Genomic DNA, 26,986 nt, shown 5'->3' with positions numbered 1-26,986 from the left:
TTGCCGGCGATGGCCTCTACCCGGTGTACCTGATGCACCGAGGCGCCTGCAGGCAGATATTCAATCCAGGTCGCTGGCGTCGTGGCGCTCGCGCAGTTGCTCGTGCGGCTCGCCGGACACGCGGTTCACCCGGCGTCCACGCTGTACCGCAGGCCGGGCCTCGATGGCGTCCGCCCAGCGCAGCACATGCTTGTATTCATGCACCGACAGGAACTCCGCCGCGCCGTACAACCGGCCCTTCACCAGGCCGCCGTACCAAGGCCAGATCGCGATGTCGGCAATGGTGTATTCATCCCCGGCAATGTATTCGCTCACGGCCAAACGCTGGTCGAGCACATCGAGTTGGCGCTTGGTCTCCATGGCAAAGCGGTTGATCGCGTATTCCATCTTGCTCGGCGCATACGCATAGAAATGCCCGAAACCACCGCCCAGGTACGGCGCGCTGCCCATTTGCCAGAACAGCCACGACAGGCATTCAGCACGTGCCGCCGGCTCGGTGGGGAAGAACGCACCGAACTTCTCCGCGAGGTATTGCAGGATCGCTCCCGACTCGAACACCCGGATCGGCGTGGCGCCGCTGCGGTCCAGCAATGCGGGAATCTTGGAGTTCGGGTTGACACCCACAAAGCCGCTGCCGAACTGGTCGCCATCGCCGATCTTGATCAGCCAGGCGTCGTATTCCGCGCCGCTGTGCCCCAGGGCCAACAGTTCTTCAAGCAGGATGGTGACCTTTTGCCCGTTGGGCGTGGCCAGTGAATACAGTTGCAGCGGGTGCTTGCCCACCGGCAATTCCTGCTCGTGGGTCGCTCCGGCGATGGGCCGGTTGATGCTGGCGAAAGTGCCGCCGCTTTCGGTGTCCCAGGTCCAGACTTTCGGGGGTACGTAGTCAGTCATCGTTACTGCTCCTTGGGTTGAATAGGGTTCGACGCCGCCAGTTGCGCCACGTTCCAGCCGCCACCCAGTGCCTTGATCAGGCCCACATTAGCGCTCAATTGCTGGGTTTGCAGTTGCAATACCGTGCGCTTGGCTTCCAGCGCAGCCACTTGGGCGGTCACCACATCGAGGTAGGCCACGGCGCCCTGGCGATAACGCGCGGTGGAAAGGTCCTCGGCGTACTGCGCAGCGGCCGCTGCATCACGCTGGTCGTCCAGGGCGCTGCCCAGCCCGGCGATCTGCGAGAGGTTGTCTTCCACCTGTTCGAACGCCCCCAACACCACGCCCCGGTATTTGGCGGCGGCTTCATCGGTGGCGGCCTTGGCAATGTCGACCTGCGCCTGGCGCGCACCGCCGTCGAACAGCGTGCCCACCAATGACGGGCCGATGGCCCAGAACAGGTTGGGCGCGCTGAGCAGCCGCGCAAACTCATCGCTCTGATAGCCGCCCTGGGCGCTCAAGGTGATCTGCGGAAACCACGCGGCCCTGGCCACGCCGATACGTGCGTTGGCTGCGGCGATGCGGCGCTCGGCGGCGGCGATGTCCGGCCGGCGTTGCAGCAGGTTCGACGGCACACCGGTGGGCACGTTCGGCAAGGCAATCGGCGCAACGTTGACCGCCACCGAGTAGGTCGACGCCGACTCCCCCAGCATCGCCGCAATCGAATGCTCCAGCACTGCGCGCTGTACCAGGCTTTGGCTCAACTGCGACTTGACCGTGGACAGCTGCGTGCGCGCCCGTGCCACGTCGAGGCCGGAGACAATCCCGCCGCCGTGCAGGCCTTCGGTCAGGCCCAACGCTTTGGCGTAGGCGTCGCGGGTCTGTTCCAGCAGTTGGTTCTGCCAGTCGATGCCGCGCAGTCGAATGTAGCTGTCGGCCAATTGCGCCTGCAGGCTCAGGCGCACCGACGCGAGGTCGGCCTTGGCCGCTTCGGAGTCGCTGGTGCCGGCCGCGACGGTGTCGCGCACGCGGCCCCACAAGTCCACTTCATAGTCGACTTCCAGGCCCAGGGTGGCCGAGTTGTAGACATTTGGCGAGGTGGCCGAACGCAGCGGCTTGGTGTCGGACTGGCGAATACGCTGGCCGTTGCCGATGGCCGACACCGTCGGGAACAGCCCCGAACGCGCCTGGGCCACATAGCCCTGGGACTGCTCGTAGTGGGCCAATGCCGCACTCAGGTCGGGGTTGTTTTTCAGCAACTGCTGTTGCATCGCGTCCAGCTGCGGGTCGTTGTAGATGTGCCACCAGCCGTCGCGGCTGGCTTGGTCGTTCGGTGTGCCGACGGTCCACGGGCCCTGGGTGTGAAACTGTGCCGCGACCGGGGTTTCGGGCACCTTGAGCGGCGGCGCCAACGAGCACGCCCCCAGGCTCAAGGTGGCGACCAGGCCGAAGAAAGTGCGCTTAGCCATGGGGTTTGACCTCGGCGGGAGCGGCCGCCAATTGCACCGCGTCGTTGTCGGCCAGGCCATCGGGCGGTGTGTCGATCACACGTTCGTCGGCCTGCAGGCCGCTGGCAATTTCCACACTGTCGCCAAAGTCGCGGGCAATGCTGACGGTCTTGAAGCGCACGTGATCCGTGCTGTCGAGGGTGGCGACGCGCATGCCGTGGTCATCGAACACCAGGGCGCTGGAAGGCACCCGCAGCACATCGGCCTGCACCGGCAAGTCGAATTGCACGCTGGTGTAGCCGCCCGGCAGCAGGCGCCCGCCCGGGTTGTCCACCAGCAGTTGCACCAGGGTGCTGCCGGAGGCGGCATTGACCGCGTCGGCAGTGGCGATCACCTTGCCGGTGAAGGTTTCGCCGCGGTATTCCGGCACGCTCAGGCGCGCCGTGGTGCCTTCGCGGATCTGCGGCGAAAAGGTCTGCGGCACCTGCACGTACACGCGCAGGCGGCTGACGTCGGCTACTGCGAACAGCTCTTTGCCGGCAGCGCCACCGGCACTGATCAGCGCACCCACGTCGGTGCTGCGCGCGGTGACCACGCCGGCAAACGGCGCCACCAGGCGCTGGAAGCCCTTGGTCGCTACCAACTGGTCGACATTGGCCTTGGCCGCCGCCACCTTGGCTTGCTTGGCGGTCAGGTCGCCGGTGCGCTCGTCCACGTCCTGGCGCGACACCGAGTCGGTCGCCAGCATCGCCTGCCAACGCTTGGCGGTGGTTTCGGCAAGGTGCGCATCGGCCTGGGCCGAGGCCAGCGTGGCGCGGGCCTGCAGCAATTGCTGGTCGAGTTCCGGGGTGTCGATTTCAGCCAGCACCTGGCCAGCTTTCACCCGGGTGCCGATGTCGACGTTCCAGGATTTGAGGTAGCCGTTGACCCGCGCAAAGATCGACGCACGGGAATAAGCTTCCATGCGTCCCGGCAGGTTGAGCACAGGGCCCTGAGCCTGCACCAACGGCTTGATCAGCTTGACGCTCGGCAGCGCCTGGGCGTCGGTCCAGGTCTTGAGGTCACGGGACTCATTGGCGCGCACGCCGATGCCCACGCCCACGATGGCAACCACCACCACCCCGCCAACGACCAGCCAGAGCAGCCCACGGGAAGACTTCGGTTTAGAAAGAGAAACGGACATGTCAAACCCCTTGGGTAACGGTGGTCGCCAGCGTGGCGTGCTGGCGACGCCCGTGGACAAGACTGAAAATCAGCGGAACCAGAATCAGCGTGGCGATGGTGGCAAACGCCAGGCCGCCAATCACCGCACGGCCGAGCGGCGCGTTCTGCTCGCCGCCCTCCCCCAGGCCCAGGGCCATGGGCGCCATGCCGATAATCATCGAAATGGCGGTCATCAACACCGGCCGCAGCCGGGTAAAGCCGGCTTCCAATGCGGCCTGCACGGCATCGCCATGCACCGCCAGGCGCTCGCGACAGAAGCTCACCACCAGGATGGCGTTGGCAGTGGCCACGCCCATGCACATGATCGCCCCTGTCAGCGCCGGCACCGACAGCGGTGTATGGGTGACGAACAGCATCCACACGATCCCCGCCAATGCGGCCGGCAAGGCGGTGATGATCACGAACGGGTCGCTCCACGACTGGAAGTTGACCACGATCAACAGGTAGATCAGCACCACCGCCCCCAGCAGGCCGAACAACAAGCCGCTGAACGCGGCGTTCATGGTCTGCACCTGGCCCTGCAACAGCACCTTGGAGCCAGTGGGCACTTCACTGGCGTGGGCGGCGATGATCTTCTGGATATCGGCCGCCACGGCGCCGAGGTCACGACCCTGGATCGCAGTGAGCACTTCCACCACCGGCTGGATATCCGACTGGGTGATCACCGAGTTGCTGTGGCTGCGCTGGATAGTGGCCAGGCCGCCCAGGGTCTGATCGGTGGCCGCGCCGGCGCTGCCACTGAGTGGCAGGTTATGCAGGGCCGCCAGGCTTTCCAGGCTGTACTGCGGGGTTTGCATGACGATAGGGTAGGAAATGCCGTTGGCCGGGTTCAACCAGAACGTCGGCGCCACTTGGCTGGAACCAGCCAGGTTGACCACCAGGCTGTTGGTCACATCACGCTCGGTCAGGCCAACCAGTTGCGCACGGGTGCGGTCCACGTCGATGTTGAACGTGGGCAACTGCCGCGACTGCTGGATACGCGCGTCCACCACCCCGGGCACGCGGCGGATATCCCGTAGCAACGCGCTGGCATAAGTGAAGTTGGCCGCCAGGTTGTTCCCTGTGACTTGCACGTCCACCGGCGCCGATGAACCGAAGTTGAGGATCTGCCCGACGATGTCCGACGCCGGGAACGAGAACACCGCGCTCGGGAATTCCCGTGGCAGGCTTTCGCGCAGCTCACGCATGTATTCGGCGGTCGGACGATGGCCTTCGTTGAGGCTGATCTGGATGTCGCTGTCCTGGGAGCCCACGGTGCCGGTGTTGTTGTACACCACGTTGATACCGCTGATGGACAGGCCAATGTTGTCCACCAAGGCCTTGAGGTCTTCGCCCGGGATCTTGCGGCGGATCGAATTCTCGATGTCGGCGATCAGGTGCGCATTGCTTTCCACTCGTGTGCCCACCGGGGCACGCACGTGCAACAGGATCAGCCCGGAGTCGACCTCGGGGAAAAAGTTGCGGCCCAAAAACGGCACCAGCGCAAACGACACCGCGACAAACGCCAGCAAGCCCACCACCACTGCGCGGCGATGATGCAAGGCCGTGTCGAGCACGCCGTGGTAGCGCTCGCGGAACGCTTCAAAGTGCCGCTCGAACCCGCGCTGGAATTTCACCAGTGGATTGCGCGACGGTGCATGCCCGTCTTCGCCGTGCACATGGGGCTTGAGCAGGTAGTTGGCGAGGGTCGGCACCAGGGTCCGCGACAGGATGAACGAGGCGATCATCGCGAAGATCACCGCTTCGGCCATCGGCACGAACAGGAAGCGCGCCACGCCGTCGAGGAAGAACATCGGCACGAACACGATGCAGATGCACAGCAGCGAGACGAACGCCGGGGTCACGATCTGCGCCGCGCCGTCAAGAATCGCCGTCTCCACCGGCTTGCCCTGCTCCAGGTGCCAGTTGATGTTTTCGATGGTTACCGTGGCGTCGTCCACCAGGATCCCCACGGCCAGCGCCAGGCCGCCGAGGGTCATGATGTTGAGGGTTTCGCCCAGGGCCGAGAGCGTGGCAATCGAGGCCAGGATCGCCAGGGGAATCGAGGTGGCGATGATCACGGTGGAACGCCAACTGCCGAGGAACAACAGGATCATCAGACTGGTCAGCGCCGCTGCGATCAAGCCTTCACGGGCCACGCCGCCGATGGCCGAGCGCACGAACAGCGATTGGTCACCGATCAGGTCGATGTTCAGGTTGGGCGGCAAGGCGGCCTTGTTGTCGGCCAGCTTGTCCTTGACCCCGGCGATCACGCCCAGGGTGGAGGCCGAACCGGTCTTGAGCACGGTCAGCAGCACCGAGCGGTTACCGTTCACGTGCACGATGTTGGTTTGCGGCGGGTTGCCGTCGCGCACCGTGGCCACGTCGCGGATCAGCACGGTGGTGCCGTCGGCAGTCTTGATCGGCAGGTTTTCCAGGTCATGGAAGTCCGACGGCGAGTTGTTCAACTGCAGGTTGAATTCGTAGCTGCCGATCTTTTGCGTGCCCACCGGGGTGATCAGGTTCTGCGTGGCCAGGGCGGTGGCGACGTCCTGCGCCGACAGGCCACGGGCTTGCATGCGCGCCGAGTCGAGATCGATCTGCACCTGCCGGCTTTTGCCGCCGAACGGGTACGGCAGCGCCGCGCCCGGCACGGTGGTGAGCATCAAGCGCACGGAGTTGATGCCGATATCGCCCAGCTGCTGCTCGCTCAGGCCTGAGCCCGACAAGGCCAGCTGCACGATAGGCACGGTGGACGCGCTGTAATTGAGCACCAGCGGCGGCACCGTACCCGGCGGCAGTTGGCGCAGGATCGCCTGGGACACCGAGGTCACCTGGGCGTTGGCGGTACTGATGTTGACCCCGGGCTGGAAGAAGATCTTCACGATGCCGTAGCCGTTCATCGACTGCGCTTCGATGTGCCGGATGTCGTTGACGGTGGTGGTCAGCACCCGCTCGAACGGTGAGGTGATGCGCCCCGCCATCTGGTCTGGCGGCAAACCGGTGTACTGCCAGATCACGGCAATCACCGGGATGCGGATTTCAGGGAAGATGTCGGTGGGTGTTCGCCAGGCCGCCAGCGGGCCGATGATCAGAATGAAAATGGCCAATACCAGAAAGGTATAGGGGCGCCGCAACGCGATGCGCACGAGGCTCAGCATAGGAGGTGATCCAGACAGGGGGTTGGATGTTCAAGCCGGCAGGGCCGCGCCTTTTTTCCGCCTCACCCCATGCGCTTCCTGGGGAATTTGCAACGACATCCGAGTCACAAAGAGGCATACGCCACGATATCGAATTTAGTGGCGTACGCAACTAATTTGTTTCAAGCTGTCTCAGTCTTCATCTGGAAGGGTATTTCCGGCCGAAAAGCCTTGTCCTGAAGGGTTCGAACGGCATAATTGCCACGTCGTTTTTTGTATCAGAGAGTATCCGCCCTTGAAAGCTGCAAAGCCTTGCTCCGAGAGCCCCAGCGCCTGCGTGAACGGTGCCGTGCGTCGCACGTCCCGCCGCCTGGGCCAGATCTATGACGAGGCGTATGCCCCCTGCGGTTTGAAAGCCACCCAGTACGCAGTGCTCAATCAGATTGCCAAGGCCAGCACGCCGAAGATGGGTGAGTTGGCGCAAAACCTGGTGATGGACCTGTCGGCCCTGGGCCACACGCTCAAGCCGCTGGTGCGTGACGGGCTGGTGGAGTTGCGCGTGGACGAACTGGACCGCCGCACCCGCCGCGTGCTGCTGACCGAAGCCGGTGTGCAGACCCACGCGGTGGCCCGGCAGGTGTCGCTGAAAATGGCCGAACGCTTCGATCAGGCGTTCGGCCGCGAAGCCGCGGCGCAGTTACGCCAGACCCTGGACTTCATCGCCTCCGACGAATTTGCCAAGGTACTGCTGGCCAAGGACGACTAAGCCATCGGCTGGTGGTTGGTCACGCAGTGAATGCCACCGCCACCCGCCGCGATCGCGTCGATATTGAGCTGTACCACCCTGCGGTTCGGGTAGAGCTGTGAGAGCAGGTCCAGCGCCTTGCGGTCAGCCACTGCATCACCAAACTCAGGCGCAATCACCGCGCCGTTGATCACGAAGTAGTTGATGTACCCCGCCGCGAAATCCTCATTGCCCCGGCTGAACTTGCTTTTGCGTGGGTTCAGCGGTGGCGACACGGTGTGCACGGTCAGCGGCCGGCCGTCGGCGTCGGTGGCGTTTTTGAGGATGTCCAGGTGTGCCAGGGTGACCTTGTGGTCGTAGGACTCAGGGTCGGTGTCGAGGTTGGCCAGCACTACGCCCGGGGCGACGAAGCGCGCGTAGAAATCCACGTGGGCGTCGGTGATGTCCTTGCCCTTGATGCCGGGCAGCCAGATGATCTTGCGCAAGCCCAGGCGCTCCTTGAGTTCGGCTTCGACGTCGGCCTTGCTCCAGTCGGGGTTGCGATTGCGGTTGATCCAGCTGCTTTCGGTCATGATGCCGGTGCCCAGGCCATCCACCTCGATGGCACCGCCCTCGCCCACCAGTTCGCTGCGAATGTGGCGCGCGCCGGTTTCTTCGGCGACCAGGGCCGCCACGTGCGCGTCGTCTGCGTGCTGCTGCTTGTTGCCCCAGCCGTTGAAATTGAAGTCCACCGCCGCCTGGCCGCCCGTGCCGTCGATGACAAAATTGGCGCCGGTGTCGCGCATCCAGATGTCGTCCAGCTCGGTTTCCACAAAGGTGATGTTGCGCGTGCCGCAGTGCTGCTCGGCGAGGGCGCGCTCGTCTTCGCGGCAGAATACGGTGACCGGTTCGTATTGGGCAATCGCCCGGGCGATACGGCCCAACGCGGCCTGCACGTCGGCGGTGAAGTCTTCCCAGATGGCATCCTGGGCGCCAAAGGCAATGAACGCCTGGCGGTGTTTTTCACCCTCGTCGGGCATGTAGAAGCGGCCTTTGACGGCAGCTCGCACGTGGGTAGTGAGCAATGTCATGGCGCAGACCACGCTGGCTTGTTTGATGAAGGTACGACGGGTTGGCATGGTGGTTCCTGCATACGGTATTGAATTGAAAAACGTTCATTGTTGGGTTTTGAATTTAGTCCACACGCGCATCCGTGCACGCATGTCCGCCTGGGGGATGTCCTTGCCGGCGATCAACCGTTCGAACGTGGCCGCGTCCGGGTAGATGTCGGGGTTGTCGCGCATGCTGGCCTCCACCTCCGGCCGGGCCTTGGCGTTGGCCGTGGGGTAACCGGTGAAGTTGGTGATGGCGGCCATGTTTTCCGGGCGCATCACGAAGTTGATAAACGCGTAGGCGTATTCCGGGTGCTTGGCGTCGACGGGAATGGCCATGGTGTCCATCCACACCGTCGTGCCCTCGCGGGGGATGTGATAACCAAAGATCACCGACTTGCCGGCGGCATCGGCGGCGCGCTGGGCCTGGGTCATGTCGCCACTGTAGCCCAGGGACAGGCAGAGGTTGCCGTTGACCAGATCGGTCACCGGTTGCGACTGGAACTTGCGGATGTACGGGCGCAGCTTGAGTAACACGTCGCTGGCAGCGGCCAGGTCTTCACGCTTGGCACTGCGCGGGTCGCGGCCCAGGTAGTTGAGCACCACGGCCAACACCTCGTCCGGCGAATCGATCAGCGAGATGCCGCAATCGGCAAATTTAGCCGCCAGCTCAGGCTTGAACAGCAGGTCCAGGCTGTTGACCGGCGCATTTGGCAAGCGCTGCTCGATCTGCCGCGTGTTGTAGGTCAGGCCGATGGTGCCCCAGGTGTAGGGCACCGTGGCCTTGTTCGAATTGACGTAATGGGTGCGCAGCGTTTGCAGACCCGGTTCGATATCGTTCAACGCGGTGAGCTTGGCAGGGTCCAGTGCCTGCAGGCTGCCCGCCCGCATCAGGCGCTCGGCCACGGTGTCACCGGGGAAGATCAAGTCGTAACCGCTGCCGCCCGCCATCAACTTGGCTTCCAGGGTTTCGCTGCCATCCATCACGTCGTAGATCACCTGGATACCAGTCTCGGCCGTGAACTTGGCCAAGGTGTCGGCGGCAAAATAGTCGGCCCAGTTGTAGAGCCTCAGGGTTTTGTCGTCGGCCAGGGCGCAGGCACTCGTGAGCATCAGTACGCAACTCAATAGACGTTTCATGATGGGCGCCCATCCAGGGTGAGTAGGCCGCCGTACATTTCCGGGCGGCGGTCGCGGAAGATGCCCCAGGTCAGGCGGTCTTCGCGCATGGCAGACAGGTCCAGGCTGTGCACGAGCACGCCGGTGCTGTCGCGGTCGGCCTCGGCCAGCAGCTTGCCCTTGTGGTTGCAGATGAACGACGAGCCGTAGAAGTCCATTTGCAAGGCAGGATCTGTGGTCGCCACTTCACGCCCGACGCGGTTGGCCGCCACCACTGGCAACAGGTTCGCCGCCGCGTGGCCGCGCATGGTCATCTGCCAATGGTCGCGGGAATCGAGGGTCGCGCAGCCCGGTTCCGAGCCGATGGCCGTGGGAAACAGCAGCACCTCGGCACCCTGCAAGGCCAGGCAACGAGCGGTTTCGGGAAACCATTGGTCCCAGCAGATACCCACGCCGAGGCGTCCGAAGGCCGTGTCCCACACGCGAAAACCCGTATCGCCGGGGCTGAAATACTCCTTCTCCTGATAGCCGATGGCATTCGGAATATGAGTCTTGCGGTACACGCCGAGCAATCGCCCGTCGGCATCGGCCACGCTCAGGGAATTGAAGAACGCATTGCCGGCTTGTTCGAACCAGCTCAGCGGCAGCACCACGCCCAGTTCCTTGGCCAATTCGGCGAAGCGCTTGAGCACGCCGCTGTGCTGGTATTCCTCGGCCAGCGCCAGGTGTTTGTGATGCTGTTCGATGCAGAAATACGGCGTGGCGAACAGCTCCTGCAACAGGATCACCTGGGCGCCCTGCGCCGCCGCCTCTCGCACCAACTGCTCGGCACGGTCGAGGTTGCCCGGCAAGTCCCAGGTGCAAGGCATCTGAGTCGTCGCAATCGTCAGGAGGCTCATGGCTGCACCCACGCAGGTTGTTGTTGGGTGATGCAGTGCACGCCACCGCCGCCATGGGCCAGGTGGTTGATCTGCACCGGCACGATTTCGCGCCCCGGGAACGCCCCGGCCAGGATCTCGGCCGCCACCTGATCGGCGGCAATGCCATAGGCCGGCATGATGATTGCGCCGTTGGCGATGTAGAAATTGGTATAGGACGCGCAGAACACCTCGGCCGCGGTGTCGACCGCGTCGGTGGCTTCATACAAGTCGATCAGCTCGAAACGCCGGCCTTGGGCATCGGTGGCGAGTTGCAGGGCGCGGCGGTTTTCCCGTACCACCTCGGCGTAGACAGAGCCCTGATCATGGGTCGCATCGACCAGCAACACTCCGGGACGGGCGAATGCGCAGACACCGTCGACATGGCCGTCGGTCATGTCGCCCGTGACGTAGTCCGGGTCGCCGGGCAGCCAAATGATCTTCTTGATGCCCAGTAGCCGCGCAAAAATCGCCTCCATCTCGGCCTTGGTCACGCCGGGGTTGCGGTTGGGGTTGAGCAGCACCGATTCGGTGGTGATCAAGGTGCCCTCGCCGTCCACATGGATCGCCCCGCCTTCGTTACTCAGCGGCGTACCGAAGCACTCCAGGCCCAGGTGATTGAGCACCCGGCGCGCCAGGCTTTCGTCCAGGTCATGGGCCGACTTGCCGCCCCAGGCATTGAAGCGCCAGCTCACCCCGGCCGTACCCAGCTGCGGGTGGCAGACAAAGCTCGGGCCGGAGTCGCGGCACCAGCTGTCGTTGACGGCCTGCTCGATCAGTTCAATGCCGGGACCGCACAGGGCCTTGGCGCCCGCGACTGCGGACGGATCGACCAGCATCTTCACCGGTTCAAAGCGGGCGATCGCATTGGCGACCCGTGCGAAATCCTGCTGCACCTGCGCCAGGGTCACGCCCCAGGTGGTTTCCCACAAGGCGCGGTTATGCGGCCAGACCATCCAGGTCGCCGCGTGCCGAGCCCACTCCGCAGGCATCCACCAACCATTGCTTTGCATTGCATTCTGCTGCATGACAAGTACCCTTCAGTTAAGTCATTGTGTTCAGTCAAAACTGCCCACGGAGTCTTGGCGTACATGCTATGGCGGGCTGCAAAGCCGGACAAACGATGGATTTTGTAGAAAACTGATTAGAGGAACTTATCAGCATGCTCAACCACTGGCCGCCCCTCGGCACCCTGCGCGGCTTCGAAGCCGCGGCCCGGCTGGGCAGTTTCCACAAGGCTGCCGAAGAACTGCACCTGACCCAATCGGCGATCAGCCAGCAGATCCGCAGCCTTGAGGCGTACCTGGAACAGCCGCTGTTTTTTCGCAGCGGGCGCAGCGTGGCCTTGACCGACGCCGGTCACGATTTCCTCAGCACCACCCAGGCCCTGTTGCAGCAACTGGCGGTGGGCGTGCGGCGCCTGGGCCAGTACCGCAAACCCAACCAGCTGGTGCTCAACACCACGCCCACCTTTGCGCGCCATTGGCTGTTGCCACGGCTTGCGGATTTTCGCCGGCAACACCCGGAAGTCGACCTGTGGATCTTCAGCACAGACGAAGTGCCCGACATGGCCAGCCAGACCATCGACTTGGCGGTGCGCGACGACATCAGCTCCCAGGCCGAATGCAGCTTCAGGGTGCTGCATGCCGATCGCTTGTTTCCCGCCTGCCACCCGCGCGTGCTGGAGCAGCCCAAAGAGCAACGCACCACCCTGCACGGCGAGCGCGAAATGGATTGGAGCCACTGGGCGGTGGAAGCCGGGATTGATGTGGGCCAACAAGACCAGGGACTGAACTTCTCCGACCCTGGCCTGTTGTTGGACGCCGTGTGCACCGGCCTGGGGATTGGCTTGGTCAGCCAGTTGCTGTGCCGCCAAGCGCAGCAAGACGGCCTGCTCGTGCCCTTGGTGGAAGCGACAATCCGCGGGCCGAGCTGGGCGCTGCTGACCCATCGCGACAGCGAGCACGACCCGCTGGCGCGCAGTTTCACGGCGTGGCTGCTGGCCAACCTGACCAGCTAGCTCACAGGTGCAGCGCCACGCCCACGCCTGCTTCGGCGCGTGGTACTTGCACGCGCAGTGCGATCAACAAGGCAGCCAACAACATGAGTACCCCCGCCCCCAGAAACACCCCGCTTATGCCGCTGAGACTGAACATCGCGCCCCCACCGGCCGCTCCTGCCGCGATGGCCGACTGCACCGAAGCCACGACCATGCCACCGGCACTTTCAGCTTGATCCGGCACGGCGCGGGCTACCCAGTTCGACCACGCCACGGGCACTGCGCCAAAGGCCATGCCCCACAGCATCAGCAGCGCTGCCTGCCCTGGCAGGGACGCAGGCAACACCACCAGGGCGAGTGCCGCGACGCCCACCACCACCGGCATCAACACCAGGGTGCCACGCGGATAACGCACCAGCATCCAACCGGCCAACAGCGTGCCAACGAAGTTGGCTGCACCGAACCCCAGCAGCATCAGGGCAAGCCCTTCGGTGCCCACGCCCGTGGTGCTTTCCAGGAATGGCCGGATGTAGGTGAACAGCGCAAAGTGCCCGGTGTGTACCAGCACGCAGCCAAACATGCCGATGGCGATACCCGGGCGCAGCAACACCTCCAGTACCGTGCGCAGACGTGCGGCACCCGTGGGCGCCAGGCGTGGCAGCGTGAACAGCTGGAACGCCAGCGTCACGCCACCGACGGCGGCGGCGGCAACGAACGCACTGCGCCAGCCATACAGCCCCCCGAGGTAGCTGCCCAGCGGCACGGCGACCACCGTGCCCACCGCAATACCACTGAAGATGATCGACAGCGCACGGGGCAGCAGTGCCGCCGGCACCAAGCGCATGGCCACCGCGGCCGCCATGCTCCAGAAACCGCCCAGGGCGATGCCCAGCAAGATGCGCATCAGCAGCAACACCGCCAGGCTTGAAGAGAACGCCACCAACAGGTTTGAGGCAATCATCAACACGGAGAAGCCCAGCAGCACCACGCGCCGGTCGATCCCCCGCGTGAGGCCGGGCACCAGCAGCCCGGCAAACAGCGCCACCACTGCCGTTACGGTCACGGCCTGGCCCGCCAGCGCCTCGGACACGCCCAGGTCCATCGCCATTGGCGTCAACAAGCTGGCCGGCAGGTACTCCGCCGTCAACAGCCCGAACACCCCCATGGCCAGGGAAAACACCGCCATCCAGGCAGGCGCATCAGGCTCCACGTGGGCAGGGTTAGCGGCTTGAGCGACACAATCATTCATCACACGACATCCTCGGTAAATTAGCGCGACGGCCAGTCTAGGTTCGCCCATCCGGATGATCTATGATGCATACCCTTGAGTTTTTGACCAAAACCCCGAATATGAGCGCATTGGCCCCTTTCAATCTGTCTTCCGACCTGATCGACGAACTGCTGCGCGGCATGCGCCTGAGCGGGGTGCAGTACCGGCGCATCCAGGCCGGGCCGAGGTTCGGCATGGGCTTTGAGGCCAAACCCGGACACGCCTACTTCCACTTCCTGGCAGCGGGAACGGCCACCCTGCGCACCGACGACGGCAGCCTGTTTGAGTTGTCGGCGGGTAATGCCGTGTTCATCTCCCATGGCGGCGCCCATGCACTGTCCTCCGACGCAAACGCGCCTGTGCAAGACATTGGCGGCTTTGGCGCGACCCCGTTGGGCGATACCGTGTGTGCCGTGGATGCATCTCCCGATACGCCCCCCAATACCTTGCTATTCAGCGCCTGCATGGCGTTCGAACTGGGCAGCCTCCAGGGGCTTGGCAGCCTGATGCCAGCCTTGATGCTGATCGATGCCCAGGGCCAGCGTTACCCCGGCCTGATGCCGATCCTGGCGGTGATGGAACGTGAGGTGTCCGCTGCCCGTATGGGCTACTCGGGCATCCTCGCGCGGCTGGCCGATGTGGTTGCCGCCATGATCGTGCGAGGCTGGGTGGAATGCGCCTGCGGTAATGCATCCGGGTTGGTGGCGGCGCTGCGCGACACGCGATTGGCCGGTGCCCTGCTCGCGCTGCATCAGCAACCGGGTCGCGATTGGCGCGTGGACGAATTGGCTGCGCACTGTCACACCTCCCGCTCGGTGTTCGCCGAGCGCTTCCAGGCCACCCTGGGCATCCCGCCCCTGCGCTACGTCACAGAGTTGCGCATGCGCCTGGCGAGCCAATGGCTGACCCTGGAGCGTTTGCCTATCGAAGAAGTGGCGCTGCGGCTGGGTTATACCTCGCAGGCAGCTTTCAGCCGTGCGTTCAAACGCATTACCGGCCAACCACCGGGGGCCAGCCGTCAGCGCAGCAGGAGCCCGACATGAACGACCGCCTCGACGATATCCTCGCCGACCACCTGGACGTGCTGTTCTGCGGCATCAACCCCGGCAAAGGCTCCGCCGCCCTCGGCCTGCATTTTGCCAATCGCAGCAACCGCTTCTGGCGCACCTTGCACCTGGCCGGCTTCACGCCCCATGAGTTGCGCCCGGAGGATGGCCCCACGCTGTTGCACTACGGCTGCGGCCTCACCACCGTGGTGGAACGCCCCACAACAAGCGCGGGCGAGTTGGCGCGGCATGAATTCAAGGATGCAGCAGCCGCGTTCGAACAGAAAATCCGCCGTTGCGCGCCCCGCTTCGTGGCGTTCCTGGGCAAGGCCGGCTACAGCGCGCTGTCAGGCCAGCGCGACATCGCCTGGGGTTTGCAGCCACAGGCTTTCGGCGGCGCAGCGGTGTGGGTGCTGCCCAACCCCAGCGGGCGCAACCTGGCGTTCAATCTGGAGCAGTTGGTGGAGGCTTATCAAGCCCTGCACGAGGCCATTGCGCACGCCGATCCTGAGCCCTTACTCTCTTGAGCCCGTCACTGTAAGCAATGGAGGCTTCATGAAACTGATCGGCATGCTGGACTCGCCTTACGTACGCCGCGTGGCCATTTCCCTGGAGCTGTACGGCGTGGAATTCGTGCATGAACCGCTGTCGGTGTTTCGCACCTTCAATGAGTTCGCCCAGATCAACCCGGTGGTCAAGGCCCCGACCCTGGTGCTGGACGACGGCATGGTGCTGATGGATTCCAGCCTGATCCTCGACTACCTGGAAACCCTCGCCCCGGCCGACAAAAAGCTGCTGCCCCAGGCGCCCGCCGCCCGCGCTCGTGACTTGCAGTTGTTGGGCCTGGCCCTGGCGGCCTGCGAAAAAAGCGTGCAGATCGTCTATGAACACAACCTGCGCCCGGCCGAGAAACAGCATGCACCGTGGCTGGATCGGGTCAGCGGCCAATTGCTGGCGGCCTACTCGCTGCTGGAAAAACAACTGCCTGACAGCGAGGCACTGACCCAGGCGTCGATTACGGCCGCCGTCGCCTGGTCGTTCAGCCAGTTCACCGTGGCGTCGGTGGTCAAGGCGGATGCGTTCCCCCACCTGAAGCGCCATGCCGAGCGGCTGGAGGAGCACCCGGCGTTTAGGAAATACCCCATCGAATAACGGCCACTGCAACAGCGTCTACGCTCAGGGTTCAGCCGGAGGAAGCGGCCATGTGCGGACGACTCTCGCAGTACCGCGGTATCCATGACTTCGTGGCGGCCTTGAGCATGCCCAATGCCCTGGTCAACAGCGTGGGCGAGCAACCGCTTGGGCGCTACAACGTGGCGCCCTCGACAGGGGTTGCCCTGTTGCACCTGGAGCAGGCGGTGTTGCATGCCGACCGTGTGCGCTGGGGCTGGCGCCCGCATTGGGCCAAGGACCGCGCGCCGCCGATCAATGCCCGTGTGGAAAAAGTCGCGAATGGCGCGTTCTTTCGGGCGATCTGGCCACACCGGGCCATCGCCCCGGTCGACAACTGGTTCGAATGGGTGGATGAAGGCGGCCCGAAAAAACAGCCCTACCTGGTTCGTCGACGCGATGGCGCGCCCGTGCTCTGCGCGGCCATCGGCCAATTGCCCGACGCCGATGAGGGCGCGGGCGAACACGACGGGTTTGTGATCATCACCGCCGACAGCGCCGGCGGTATGGTCGACATCCATGATCGCCGCCCCGTGGTGTTGAACCCCACGCTTGCACGGGAATGGCTGGACCCGGCGACGCCGCGCGGCCGCGCCGAGCAGATGGTGTTGTTGCAGGGCGAGCCCTCGGACGTTTTTGAGTGGTTCAAGGTGGACTGTGCGGTGGGCAACCCGCGCCACGAGGGGCCGCATATCATCGAACCCTTGGCGGCCGGGCAGTAGAAACGATTCAGCGGCGTCGAACCTTTGTGCATGAACCTGCGTCCGAGCTAAGGCACTGTTGCCAACCGCCGCGAGGTTCTCGTTTGAAAGCCGCCATCCTCAAGAAGTACCGCCTGATCATCAAGACCATGGGCTACGTGGGCTGGGCCCTGTTCTGGCTGTTGTTGTGGGACATCGCCGTGACGGTGGATTTCATGCTGTTCCTCAACGCCAAGATCAACCTGCCGCTGATGCCACTGACCCTGCTGGGTTCGGCCCTGGTGGTGCTGATCAGTTTTCGCAACAGCAGCGCCTACAACCGTTGGTGGGAGGCACGCACGCTGTGGGGCGCGATGGTCAACAACTCGCGCAGCTTTGCGCGCCAGGTGCTGACGCTGCTGGACGATCACGGCAGCGAGGCCAACCCGGTCAAGGCCACCTTGCTGCGCCGCCATGTGGCCTATGTGAATTGCCTGGCCGCCCACCTCAAGGGCCAGCCGTGCCCCGACGAAGTGCGTGCGTTTATCCCGCCAGAGGAGTTCGCCCGCAGCGGCGCGACCAACAACTTTGCCAATGACATCCTCACCGGCTCCGCCGCGTTGCTCGCCAAGGAATACAAGGCCGGCCACCTGGACAGCATCCGCCTGGCGCGGCTGGAGTCGACGCTGGTGGACTTGTCCAACGCCCAGGGCGGCATGGAGCGCATCGCCAATACGCCACTGCCCTACCCCTACGTGTATTTCCCGCGCCTGTTCATTTCGCTGTTCTGCCTGATCGTGCCGGTGGGTCTGGTGGAATCCCTGGGCTGGTTCACCCCGCTGGCCTCCACGGTGGTGGGCTTCATGCTGCTGGCCATCGAGCGCATCGGCACCGACCTGCAAAGCCCGTTTCATTCCAGCGAACACCAGATCCAGATGGAAACGATCTGCGAAACCATCGAGAAAAACCTGCAGTCGATGCAGCGTGATGCGCTGGGCGGCGAGCGTATCGTTTAAACCCGCCTTACGGCCTAAAGTGCGTTCCCCCGCAGTCGATATACAGGGGGTACGCATGGGCCCTATCCCCTCAAAACAACACATGCGACGCTCGACGCTACTGTTTTCTCCTTGCCAAAATTATAAATACCCGCAGGTGAAGTCATGAATATCAAGCAAAAGCTGACCTGGGCGTTTGCCGCCATCGCGTGCGTCCCGGTTATTTTGGTCGCGGTGCTGGTTGTGCTGAACCTGCGCGAGGGGGCCCTGGCCAATTTCCTCGACAGCAGCGGCCGCGAGATCCGCCAGATCGACAATGGCATGAAGCAGTTCTTCGACGGCATCAGCCAGAACGTCGACTACGTGGCCAAGGACCCGCGCGTTGTCGCGGCCAAGGACCTCAAGAGCTACGCCGGCGCCGACGCCGCGCAAATCCCCCTCACCCCGACCAACAAGACGCTGCTGGAGATTTTCGACCAGTTCGCCAAGAGCCACCCGAGCACCGCCTACCTGTCCCTGGGTTTGAAGGATGGCGGCTACGCCAGCTGGCCCGACGACACCAAGCTGAACAACTACGACCCACGCGTGCGCCCCTGGTACCAGGCGGCCATCGCCGCGCCGGGCAAGACCGTGCGCACCGGCGCCTATTATTGGGCGCCGGACGACGTGACGCTGATCGGCACCGTGCACACCGTGGCCGATGCCAGCGGCAATATCCTTGGCGTGGTCGGCCTGGACGTGTCGCTCAAGCAGCTCACTGAGTTGGTGCGCAACATCAAGCTCGGCGACAGCGGCTACTTGATGCTGGTCGAAGCTAACGGCAACGTGCTGGTGGACCCCAGCGATGCCAAGCACAACTTCAAGCCCTTGGCTGACCTGGGCGCCAATTACGCCGAGCTGGCCAAACGCGGCGACGGTGTGACCCAGATCGACATCAACGGCGTGACCTACATGGCCAACGTGGTCAGTTCCAAAGACCTGGGCTGGCGCTTTATCGGCCTGATCAAGCGCGATGAGGTCATGGCCCAGGCCGCTAGCCTCACCTGGTTGATCGCCGCCATCGCGGCGGTGCTGGCGGTAATCTTTGCGATTGTCGGTGCCAGTTTTGCCCGGGTGATCGTGCGTCCGATCCGCGGGGTTGCCGACGGCCTGCAGGAGATTGCCGAAGGTGAAGGTGACCTGACGCGCCAGCTCAAGGTCGAGGGCAAGGACGAAACCGCGAGCCTGGCGGGCTGGTTCAACCAGTTCCTGAGCATGATTGCCCAGCTGGTGCAGCGCATCGGCAACGCGTCCTCCGACCTGCAGACCGCCGCTGCCGACACCAGCGAGGTGGCGCACAACATGAACCAGGCGGCCGGGCGCCAGCGGGAAGCCGTGGAACTGGTGAGCACCGCGTTCAACGAGATGGTCGCCACCGCCAACGAAGTGGCCCGCTCCTGCAGCGCTGCCGCGTCGAGTGCCGACGAAGGCTACCGCGACGTGCATGACGGCCAGCAGCACATCGGCGAAGCCACCGGCAGCGTGCTCAAGTTGAGTGAAGACCTGCAGCGCTCGACCCAGACCATGCAGCAGCTAGAGCAGGACAGCAAAAACATCAACACCATCCTCGACACCATCCGCTCGATTGCCGAACAGACCAACCTGCTGGCGCTCAACGCGGCAATCGAGGCGGCCCGCGCCGGTGACCAGGGCCGTGGTTTTGCGGTGGTGGCTGACGAAGTGCGCGCCCTCGCCCGCCGTACCGCCGACTCCACCGGCGAGATTGACAGCCTGCTGGGCAACCTCGCCCGCCGCACCCAGGAAGTCACGCAGCAGATGCAGGGCAGCCTGCTGGTGTCCCACACCAGCGTGGAACGCATCCAACAGGCCCGCGACAGTTTCGACAAGATCCGCGGGTCGGTGGATTCGATCCGCGACCAGAACACCCAGATCGCCACCGCCGCCGAAGAGCAGCACCAGGTGGCCGAGGAGATCAACCGCCACATCGCGCAGATCCATGCGGATGCGCAGTTGGTCGAAGGCTTTGCCCATTCGGCGCAGACCGGTTCCGGGCGGTTGACGGATATATCCGGTCAGCTCAAGGGGTTGGTGGGCCGCTTCAAGTTCTGACTTGGCCGGCGGTGGCGACCTTGCAGACGCCATCGATGTGTAGGAGCTGGCTTGCCGGCGATAGCCATTTTGCGGACGCCATCGCCGGCAAGCCGGCTCCTACAGGTTCGCGGCGCACCCCATTCTGCTTGTGTAAGAGCTGGCTTACCGGCGATAGCGATCTTAAGGGCGCCTACAGAACCTATCATTTTTGCCAGTGCCCTTCTCGCGCACTTTTGGCTAGCCTGTACCTCATTGCTCACCAAGGAGGTACAGAACATGCAAGTCCGTGAAGGTTATGCCGATTTCCGTGGCCATCGGACGTGGTTCCGGGTCACGGGCGACCTGGATTCAGGGCGCCTGCCCTTGATCATTGCCCACGGCGGCCCCGGCTGCACCCATGACTACGTCGACAGCTTCAAGGACTTGGCCAGCACCGGCCGCGCCGTGGTGCACTACGACCAACTCGGCAATGGCCGCTCGACCCACCTGCGCGAAGCGACCCGCGATTTCTGGACGGTGGAGCTGTTCCTTGCCGAACTGAACAACCTGATCGCTCACCTGGGCATCCGCGACTACGTGTTGCTGGGCCAATCCTGGGGCGGCATGCTCGGCGCCGAACACGCGGTGCGCCAACCGGCCGGCCTCAAAGCACTGATCATCGCCAACTCACCCGCCTCCATGGGCCTGTGGTGCGAGGCGGCCGACGAGCTGCGTCGGGCGCTGCCGGCCGAAGTGCAGGCCACTCTGCAACGGCATGAAGCTGCCGGCACCACCGACAGCGCTGAATACCGCACCGCCTCGGACGTGTATTACGCGCGCCATGTGTGCCGCCTCAACCCGGTGCCCGACGAGGTGGCGCGCACCGACGCAGCCATCGAAGACGACCCCACCGTCTACCACACCATGAATGGCCCCAACGAGTTCCACGTGATCGGCAGCATGCGTCACTGGAGCATCATCGATCGCCTGTCGCGCATTCAGGTGCCGACGCTGCTGATTTCCGGGCGCTACGATGAAGCCACCCCGGCGACCGTGCAGCCGTTCGCCGACGGCATCGCTGACGTACGCTGGCAGATTTTCGAGCAGTCCAGCCACATGCCTCACGTGGAAGAGCGCGAGGCGTGCATGGCGTGTGTGGGGCAGTTTCTGCAGCAGGTAGAACCCGCGCTCCGCTGACAAGGCGCCGTGGGCCGGTGGTTGTTTTCAGCCGCGCCCACGGCTGAGGTGCCAACTGACTAGCTGATAGAACCCGAGCAAGCTCCCCGCCAGCAGCAATGTCCATTGCACGCTCAACGCCGCCGCCAGCAGGCCGGCCAATAAGCCGCCGATGGCTTCAAAACCGAAACGCATGGCGATGTAGAAGGCGATCACCCTGCCCCGCAGCGTTTCCGGTGCGGCACTTTGCAGGGTCATGTTGCTGCTGACATTACTCACGGTGATCCCGAAGCCCAGCCCGGCGAGCGCCGCCAGGGTGAACCACAACGGCGGGTCGGCCGCCACTGCGCACAATGAAACCGCACAGACAACCGTGCCCGCCGCGATGATACGGCTCAGGTTCGACGAACTGCCGGCGAATGCCAGGAAGATCGTGGCCACAAACGCACCCGCACCGGCAGCGCCCCATAACCAGCCCAGGGTTTGTGCGTCACCGCTGAACACGTGCTTGGCCAGAATCGGCAGCAGCACCGTGTAGCAAGACGCCAGGAGGTTGACCATCACCACGCTGATGAGCAGCTGCCGAATGGACCGCGTGCCCCACAGGTAACGCAACCCTTCACGGAAGATCTCGCCGGTCGAACCTTGGGCTCGCGCCTGGGCGCGACTTTGCACCTTGCCCAGGCCAATCAGCAACATGCCGAACGCGAAGGCGGTCAGCAAAAAGCAGCCGGCCTCGCCACTCCAGTTAATCAACAAACCCGCCAAGGGCGGGCCAATAAAGCGTGCCGCGTTGATCAACATGGCATTGAGCACGAGCGCGTTGGGCAGGTCCTTGGGGTCGTCGACAAAACTGCCAATCAAGGCTTGCCGCAAGGGCGTTTCCAACGCGTTGAGCAAGCCCAGCAGCAGCGCCATCGCGATGATCACTTCACGCCCCATCAGGTGCTGCCAGGTGAGCACCGCCAGGGCCAGCGATTGCAGCGCCAGTATGGCTTGTACCCCCATCAACAGGCGGCGCTTGTCATGCCGGTCGGACCAGGCACCCGCCAATGGCCCGACCAGCAATTGAGGCAACAGCGTCAGAAACGCAATCGCCCCCAGCAACACGGCCGAGCCCGTCAGGTGGTAGGCGAGCCAGGACAGCGCGACCTGTTGCACCCACTTGCCCAGGGTGGAGAGGCCCTGGCCGACAAAGTAGATCTGGAAATTGCGATGGCTCAGCGCGCGGATAGGCGCGGGCCAGCGGGAGGTAGAAGCAGGGTTCAAATAAACTCGCAGCCCTTTTGTACAAGGGATTTCAGGACCCAGGAGCGGTCGTTTTCGCCCAGCGCAATCTGTTCCAGTTGCTTCTGCTCGGCGGCATGTTTGGCGTAGGCGCGATCATACACCTCGCCGACCTGTTCGAACGGCACGCAGAGCAAACCATCCTCGTCACCGATGATCAGGTCGCCCGGTTCGATCACCATGCCACCCAGGGCAATCGGCACATTGACCTCGCCCGGGCCGTCTTTGTAAGGGCCGCGATGGGTCACGCCGGCGGCGAACACCGGAAACTCACCCGCGCCAATGCTGGCTGCATCACGGATGGCGCCATTGATGACAATGCCCGCCACGCCTTTCTTGATCGCGTAAGCCACCATCATTTCGCCGATCAACGCATTGCTGAGGTCACCGCCGGCGTCCACCACAATCACGTCGCCGGGTTCTGCGATATCCAGCGCGTGGTGCAGCATGAGGTTGTCCCCGGGACGCGCCTTGACCGTGAGTGCAGGCCCCGCCAGCACACCAGAGCGATGCATCGGTTGCAGGCTGGCGCCGCCCGCGGTCATGCGGTTCATCGAGTCGCTGACATTGGCAACAGGCACGGCCCGATAACGTTCGACCCATTCGGCAGCGACTTTGCGTTGCTGCTTGAGCACTCTGAATCCAATGGACATGGGGTATTCCTCTGCTAATTTTTATTTAATTTCGAAACGCCATTTCAAAATTAACATCATGAATTGAAATCAACAAGACTCCAGGCTGACGTCAGATCGCTTGCCACCAACGGTAAACAAACGCCAAAAAGCCCTTAAATCTCAGTGGGCAAAAGACTTAACCAAAAATATCGCGTGTATTCCGGTGCTGTTCTAAAAATTTATTTATTGCAACGCCATTTCATTATGATAGGTTTCAACCACTGTTGAACGCTGCAACGCGCTCCAACTGCACACCGATAAGAACACCAAGGTGCACAAAATGACCCGAACCCTGCTGCTGACCGGCCCGGAACTGACCGTCGAAGCCATGGCCCACGCCGCCGCCCATGGCGTGCGTGCCATCCCCACGACGCCCTACGCACCCGCCGAGGAACTCACCGCGATCATTGCCCGCGAACAGCCCGACGCGATCATCGTGCGCCAGGGCAAATTGACCCGGGAGATGATCAACGCATCGACCTCGCTGAAGATCATTGCCAAACACGGCGTGGGCTACGACACCATCGACATTGCCGCCGCCGCCGAGCGCCGCATCCCTGTAACCATCGCCCTGGGCGCCAACGCCCAGTCCGTGGCCGAGCACGCACTGGCGCTGATGTTCAGCGTCGCCCGCCAGACCGCCCTGCTCGATGCGCGCATGCGTGATGGGCATTGGGACAAGGCGACGTCGGTGGGCATCGAGCTGTCGGGCAAGACACTCGGCCTGGTGGGCCTCGGCGCCATTGGCCGGATCCTGATGGAGCTGGTGGCCCCGCTGCGCATGACCGTCAAGGTGTTCGACCCGTATCTCGCAGACCTGCCCAATGTGCAGCGTGTCGACAGCGTTGATGAGCTGCTGACGAGCTGCGATATCATCAGCCTGCATTGCCCGCTGACCGAACAGAACCGCAACCTCTTTGGTCCGGCGCAGTTCAAGCGTATGCGCCCGGGCAGCATTCTGATCAACACGGCGCGCGGTGAGTTGATCGACACCGACGCCCTCGTGCACGCCCTGAGCACCGGCCAGATCGCCGGCGCCGGCCTTGATACCTTCAACCCCGAACCGCCGCCTGCGGACTCGGCGCTGTGGGGTTTGCCGACCCTGGTGGCGACGCCGCATGTCGGCGCCAACACCGCCGAAGCACGGGACCGCGTGGGTCTGCTGGCGCTGCAACAAATCATCGATTTCTGGGATGGCACCGCACCGGAGCCGCGAGCGGTGGTCAACCGCCACCTCTACGCACACTGACATCGCCCGCACTTTGGGTGCGGGTTCATTACCTATCTCCAAAAAAAACAACACGGGAGAGAGTCATGCCTATCCGTTCTACCGAAATCAGCGCGCTCGAGCGCGCAACCATGCGCAAGGTGGCGTGGCGACTGTTGCCGTTCCTGATCGTTTGTTACCTGCTCGCGATCATCGACCGCGGCAATATCGGCATGGCCTCCCTGCAGATGAATCAGGACCTGGGCCTAACCCCGGCGATCTTCGGCTTTGCCAGCAGCTTGTTCTTTGTCTCGTACTTCCTGGTGGAGGTGCCGAGCAACCTGGCCCTGCAACGCTTCGGCGCGCGGGTGTGGATTGCGCGGATCATGATCACCTGGGGGCTGATCTCCGCCGGCACCGCCTTTGTCACAGGCGCCAACTCCCTGTACGTCATGCGATTCCTGTTGGGCGCGGCTGAGGCGGGCTTCTTTCCAGGCGTACTGCTTTACCTCACCTACTGGCTGCCGGCGGCCTACCGTGGACGCATGGTCGCGATCTTCATGGTGGCCATTCCCGGCGCCAACTTCATCGGCTCGCCCCTGTCGGGATTATTGCTGAGCCTGGACGGCTGGTTCGGCATGCGCGGCTGGCATTGGCTGTTCATTATTGAAGGTATTCCGGCTGTACTGCTGGGTATCGCTTGCCTGTTCGTGCTCACCGACCGCCCTGAACACGCCACCTGGTTGAGCAACGAACAACGTCATTGGCTGACCAGCCGACTGAATGAAGAGCGCAGCCGCAAAACCGCAATCGGGCATATCTCGCTGTGGAAACTGCTGCGCCACAAACACATCTGGGTATTGGCCCTGATCTACTCCGGCGCCTCGGCAGCGGGTAGCACCATGAGCGTGTGGGCGCCGCAGTTGCTCAAGACCTTTGGCCTGAACAACCTGGAAATCGGCCTGGTCAACGCCATCCCCTACGGCTTGGCCTCAATCCTGATGATCGTGTGGGGCCGCAGCTCCGACAAAACCGGTGAACGCCGCTGGCACACCGCGACCACCTTGCTACTGATCACCGCCGGCTTGCTGATGGCGCTGGTGACATCGTCTTTGGTCGCCACCGTGCTGATGCTGTCGATGGTGCTGATCGGTGCGTACTCCATGAAGGGCCCGTTCTGGGCGCTGGTCTCCACCTGGCTGTCCTCCTCCACCGCCGCCGCTGGCCTGGCCGCCGTCGGCGCGATGGCCAACCTGATAGGTGGCGGGATCATGGTCAACGTCTACGGCACAATTCATCACGCTACAGGCAGCTACGCCATTGCGCTGCTGCCACTCGCCGCGCTGTGCACGGCGGGCGCCGTGATGGTGTTGTTGATGGGCCGTAAACAGATGAAAGAAGTGAGTGAAGCGGCTGAATTCAACAAACCCGCGAACGCAAGCTAACCGCAGGACTAGGCTGTTGATCTGCTGTTGATTTTGATCTCAGGCGCCCCATCAAACACGCTGGCCGGAATTCGGCAGGGATTTGGGGGGTAAACCGGCAGGGATGCCGGTTTAGCCGCCCCGCGCCATGGATGGCGCGTGGCGGCGGCCCCCCAAATACCTGTCGGATTACGGGCACACCGAGCCTAGGCGAGGTGCCGAGTGTTGGGGCAAGAGCGTTTTGCTTACTTTTGCGCTCTATCAAAAGTGAGCCGCTGTAAGAGCGGAACCCATAGCCGCCGTTACCGCAGCAACGGATATGTACTCCAACCAAAAAGCTCCAGCGCCACACACATAGCCATCGCTGGCAAGCCAGCTCCTACAATTAGAGCGCGCGGTACACCCAATAAAAATCAGTCGCCTGACAGACCGCCTTCGCGAGCAAGCCCGCTCCCACACTTGGATCGCAGAACCACCCCAACATTGCCCCCACCCGCCAATACCAGTATTTTGCAGCCTACCCCCAACAAGGAGCCCCCCATGGTAAAAACCCGCCCACGCCCCGCAGTCACCGGGGTGGCCTCGGCCGATCGGGTACTCACCGTGCTCACCGCCTTCAAAATGGGGGACACCGCCCTGGAACTGGCCGAACTGGCCGCCCGCACCGGCCTGATCAAAAGCACCATCATGCGCCTGATGGTCTCCCTGGAAGACCACGGCCTGATCACCCGCCTGGCAGACGGCCGCTACCAGTTGGCCACCGAGATCATGCGTCTGAACACCGTGTACCAGGACGGGCTCGACCTCGAACGCCACATCACCCCCCTGCTGCACCGCCTGACCCAGGAAACCGGGGAAACCGCGTCTTTCTATGTGCGCCACGGCGCCTATCGGATGTGCCTCTACCGCGTGAACTCCCCGCATCACCTGCGCCTGCACCTGCAACCGGGCGATACCCGGCCCATGGACGGCGCGGCGGGCGCCGAAGCATTGCGCACGCCTTATTCGCTCGCCGCGAAGATGATCAAGCCGATCTTCTCCCACGGCGCCACCGACCCGCACGCCTCCTCCATGGCCCTGCCGATTTTTGGCCCCGGCGAAAACCTGATCGGCGCGCTGGTACTGTCCGGCCCGGCCAGCCGCCTGACCGCCGAGCAAGCGCAGACACTTCACCCGCTCTTCCAACAAGCGGCCGTCGAGCTGACACGCAGCCTGGGCGGCGCTGCACTGGCGGACGCCGACGCCGAACCCGGGCAAAAAAAGCCCCGCGGTAAAAAAACCGTCTAGCGTCTTTTACAGACGCGTACAGCACGCGGTGCGATGCAGGCAAAAAAAGCCGCATCGCACCCCAGGCGACATTTGGCCACACCGCATCATCGCATTACCTGTAATAGTCTATTGCGGAGCTAAATGTACTAACCAGTTACTTATCTTGCTAAAATCGCGTCTTTG

General features: G+C 63.5%; 22 protein-coding genes and 2 pseudogenes. 13 read left to right on the top strand and 11 right to left on the bottom strand.

Features of this window, described 5'->3' with window-relative positions:
- Positions 1-60 precede the first annotated feature (60 nt).
- From yghU to AC07OV_RS08385, 4 genes are read right to left on the bottom strand one after another with little or no spacing between them, the layout of a single operon-like run.
- Entirely contained in the window at positions 61-894 is an 834-nt protein-coding gene (gene yghU / locus AC07OV_RS08400; protein WP_176997674.1) for a glutathione-dependent disulfide-bond oxidoreductase, read from the bottom strand.
- A 2-nt stretch (positions 895-896) separates the two neighbouring features.
- The gene (locus tag AC07OV_RS08395) at positions 897-2,342 is read right to left on the bottom strand and encodes an efflux transporter outer membrane subunit (protein ID WP_495092019.1); all 1,446 of its coding nucleotides are present in this window, start codon (positions 2,340-2,342) and stop codon (positions 897-899) included.
- Complete coding sequence (locus AC07OV_RS08390; protein ID WP_495092018.1) at positions 2,335-3,504, bottom strand: efflux RND transporter periplasmic adaptor subunit; 1,170 nt, start codon at positions 3,502-3,504, stop codon at positions 2,335-2,337. The genes AC07OV_RS08395 and AC07OV_RS08390 overlap by 8 nt, the downstream gene beginning before the upstream one ends.
- Before the next feature lies 1 nt (position 3,505).
- Positions 3,506-6,685 carry an efflux RND transporter permease subunit gene (locus AC07OV_RS08385; protein ID WP_495092017.1) on the bottom strand — a complete coding sequence of 1,060 codons (3,180 nt, stop codon included), beginning with the start codon at positions 6,683-6,685 and terminating at the stop codon, positions 3,506-3,508.
- Between the two features lie 328 nt (positions 6,686-7,013).
- Between AC07OV_RS08385 and AC07OV_RS08380 the strand changes: the two genes are divergently transcribed.
- Complete coding sequence (locus AC07OV_RS08380) at positions 7,014-7,430, top strand: MarR family winged helix-turn-helix transcriptional regulator (RefSeq protein ID WP_495092016.1); 417 nt, start codon at positions 7,014-7,016, stop codon at positions 7,428-7,430.
- Here AC07OV_RS08380 and AC07OV_RS08375 read toward each other — a convergent pair.
- From AC07OV_RS08375 to AC07OV_RS08360, 4 genes are read right to left on the bottom strand one after another with little or no spacing between them, the layout of a single operon-like run.
- Positions 7,427-8,527, bottom strand: a complete 1,101-nt coding sequence (locus AC07OV_RS08375; RefSeq protein ID WP_495092015.1) for an agmatine deiminase family protein — start codon at positions 8,525-8,527, stop codon at positions 7,427-7,429. The two genes, AC07OV_RS08380 and AC07OV_RS08375, sit on opposite strands and share 4 nt — an antisense overlap.
- Before the next feature lie 36 nt (positions 8,528-8,563).
- Complete coding sequence (locus AC07OV_RS08370) at positions 8,564-9,640, bottom strand: extracellular solute-binding protein (RefSeq protein ID WP_495092014.1); 1,077 nt, start codon at positions 9,638-9,640, stop codon at positions 8,564-8,566.
- Positions 9,637-10,518, bottom strand: coding sequence for an N-carbamoylputrescine amidase (gene aguB / locus AC07OV_RS08365; protein ID WP_495092013.1), 882 nt, complete (start codon positions 10,516-10,518; stop codon positions 9,637-9,639). The genes AC07OV_RS08370 and aguB overlap by 4 nt, the downstream gene beginning before the upstream one ends.
- Positions 10,515-11,564 carry an agmatine deiminase family protein gene (locus AC07OV_RS08360; RefSeq protein ID WP_495092012.1) on the bottom strand — a complete coding sequence of 350 codons (1,050 nt, stop codon included), beginning with the start codon at positions 11,562-11,564 and terminating at the stop codon, positions 10,515-10,517. Before AC07OV_RS08360 ends, aguB begins: the two co-directional genes overlap by 4 nt.
- Positions 11,565-11,698: 134 nt before the next feature.
- Between AC07OV_RS08360 and AC07OV_RS08355 the strand changes: the two genes are divergently transcribed.
- Positions 11,699-12,556 (top strand): LysR substrate-binding domain-containing protein, encoded by an 858-nt coding sequence (locus AC07OV_RS08355; protein WP_495092011.1) that lies wholly within the window; start codon positions 11,699-11,701, stop codon positions 12,554-12,556.
- Between the two features lies 1 nt (position 12,557).
- Here the strand turns inward: AC07OV_RS08355 and AC07OV_RS08350 are convergent, their stop codons facing one another.
- Positions 12,558-13,784, bottom strand: a complete 1,227-nt coding sequence (locus AC07OV_RS08350; protein WP_495092010.1) for an MFS transporter — start codon at positions 13,782-13,784, stop codon at positions 12,558-12,560.
- A gap of 65 nt (positions 13,785-13,849) precedes the next feature.
- Here AC07OV_RS08350 and AC07OV_RS08345 point away from each other — a divergent pair, with 65 nt between their 5' ends.
- The 8 genes and pseudogenes from AC07OV_RS08345 (at position 13,850) to AC07OV_RS08310 (ending at position 20,963) form a co-directional block, all read left to right on the top strand.
- Positions 13,850-14,848 (top strand): cupin domain-containing protein, encoded by a 999-nt coding sequence (locus tag AC07OV_RS08345; protein ID WP_494996837.1) that lies wholly within the window; start codon positions 13,850-13,852, stop codon positions 14,846-14,848.
- Positions 14,845-15,378 carry a G/U mismatch-specific DNA glycosylase gene (gene mug, locus AC07OV_RS08340; protein ID WP_495092009.1) on the top strand — a complete coding sequence of 178 codons (534 nt, stop codon included), beginning with the start codon at positions 14,845-14,847 and terminating at the stop codon, positions 15,376-15,378. Before AC07OV_RS08345 ends, mug begins: the two co-directional genes overlap by 4 nt.
- A 28-nt stretch (positions 15,379-15,406) precedes the next feature.
- Positions 15,407-16,003, top strand: a complete 597-nt coding sequence (locus AC07OV_RS08335; protein ID WP_495092008.1) for a glutathione S-transferase family protein — start codon at positions 15,407-15,409, stop codon at positions 16,001-16,003.
- A 50-nt stretch (positions 16,004-16,053) separates the two neighbouring features.
- Positions 16,054-16,743, top strand: a complete 690-nt coding sequence (locus tag AC07OV_RS08330; protein ID WP_176997663.1) for an SOS response-associated peptidase family protein — start codon at positions 16,054-16,056, stop codon at positions 16,741-16,743.
- 83 nt (positions 16,744-16,826) lie between these two features.
- Positions 16,827-17,717, top strand: coding sequence for a bestrophin family protein (locus AC07OV_RS08325; protein ID WP_494996780.1), 891 nt, complete (start codon positions 16,827-16,829; stop codon positions 17,715-17,717).
- 144 nt (positions 17,718-17,861) lie between these two features.
- A pseudogene (locus AC07OV_RS08320) lies at positions 17,862-18,941 on the top strand (HAMP domain-containing protein); the annotation flags it as partial.
- A 321-nt stretch (positions 18,942-19,262) separates the two neighbouring features.
- Positions 19,263-19,805 (top strand): annotated as a pseudogene (locus tag AC07OV_RS08315) (methyl-accepting chemotaxis protein); the annotation flags it as partial.
- A 258-nt stretch (positions 19,806-20,063) separates the two neighbouring features.
- Complete coding sequence (locus AC07OV_RS08310; RefSeq protein WP_176997660.1) at positions 20,064-20,963, top strand: proline iminopeptidase-family hydrolase; 900 nt, start codon at positions 20,064-20,066, stop codon at positions 20,961-20,963.
- A gap of 27 nt (positions 20,964-20,990) precedes the next feature.
- Here AC07OV_RS08310 and AC07OV_RS08305 read toward each other — a convergent pair whose 3' ends face one another.
- Complete coding sequence (locus AC07OV_RS08305) at positions 20,991-22,211, bottom strand: MFS transporter (RefSeq protein ID WP_495092007.1); 1,221 nt, start codon at positions 22,209-22,211, stop codon at positions 20,991-20,993.
- On the bottom strand, positions 22,208-22,882 hold the full coding sequence (locus AC07OV_RS08300) for an RraA family protein (protein ID WP_495092006.1): 675 nt from the start codon (positions 22,880-22,882) through the stop codon (positions 22,208-22,210). The genes AC07OV_RS08305 and AC07OV_RS08300 overlap by 4 nt, the downstream gene beginning before the upstream one ends.
- 301 nt (positions 22,883-23,183) lie before the next feature.
- Here AC07OV_RS08300 and AC07OV_RS08295 point away from each other — a divergent pair, with 301 nt between their 5' ends.
- The 3 genes from AC07OV_RS08295 to AC07OV_RS08285 all read left to right on the top strand — a co-directional run bounded on the left by AC07OV_RS08295 (position 23,184) and on the right by AC07OV_RS08285 (position 26,821).
- A complete protein-coding gene (locus AC07OV_RS08295; protein ID WP_495092005.1) occupies positions 23,184-24,152 on the top strand; it encodes a hydroxyacid dehydrogenase in 969 nt (322 codons plus the stop codon).
- 65 nt (positions 24,153-24,217) lie between these two features.
- Positions 24,218-25,555, top strand: a complete 1,338-nt coding sequence (locus AC07OV_RS08290) for an MFS transporter (RefSeq protein WP_494996776.1) — start codon at positions 24,218-24,220, stop codon at positions 25,553-25,555.
- Between the two features lie 519 nt (positions 25,556-26,074).
- A complete protein-coding gene (locus AC07OV_RS08285; RefSeq protein ID WP_495092004.1) occupies positions 26,075-26,821 on the top strand; it encodes an IclR family transcriptional regulator in 747 nt (248 codons plus the stop codon).
- Positions 26,822-26,986: the final 165 nt, after the last annotated feature.

It is taken from the genome of Pseudomonas sp. GW821-FHT09A09 (assembly GCF_059418405.1).
Note: the sequence above shows the minus strand (reverse complement) of the source record. Positions and strands in the feature narration are given on the sequence as shown.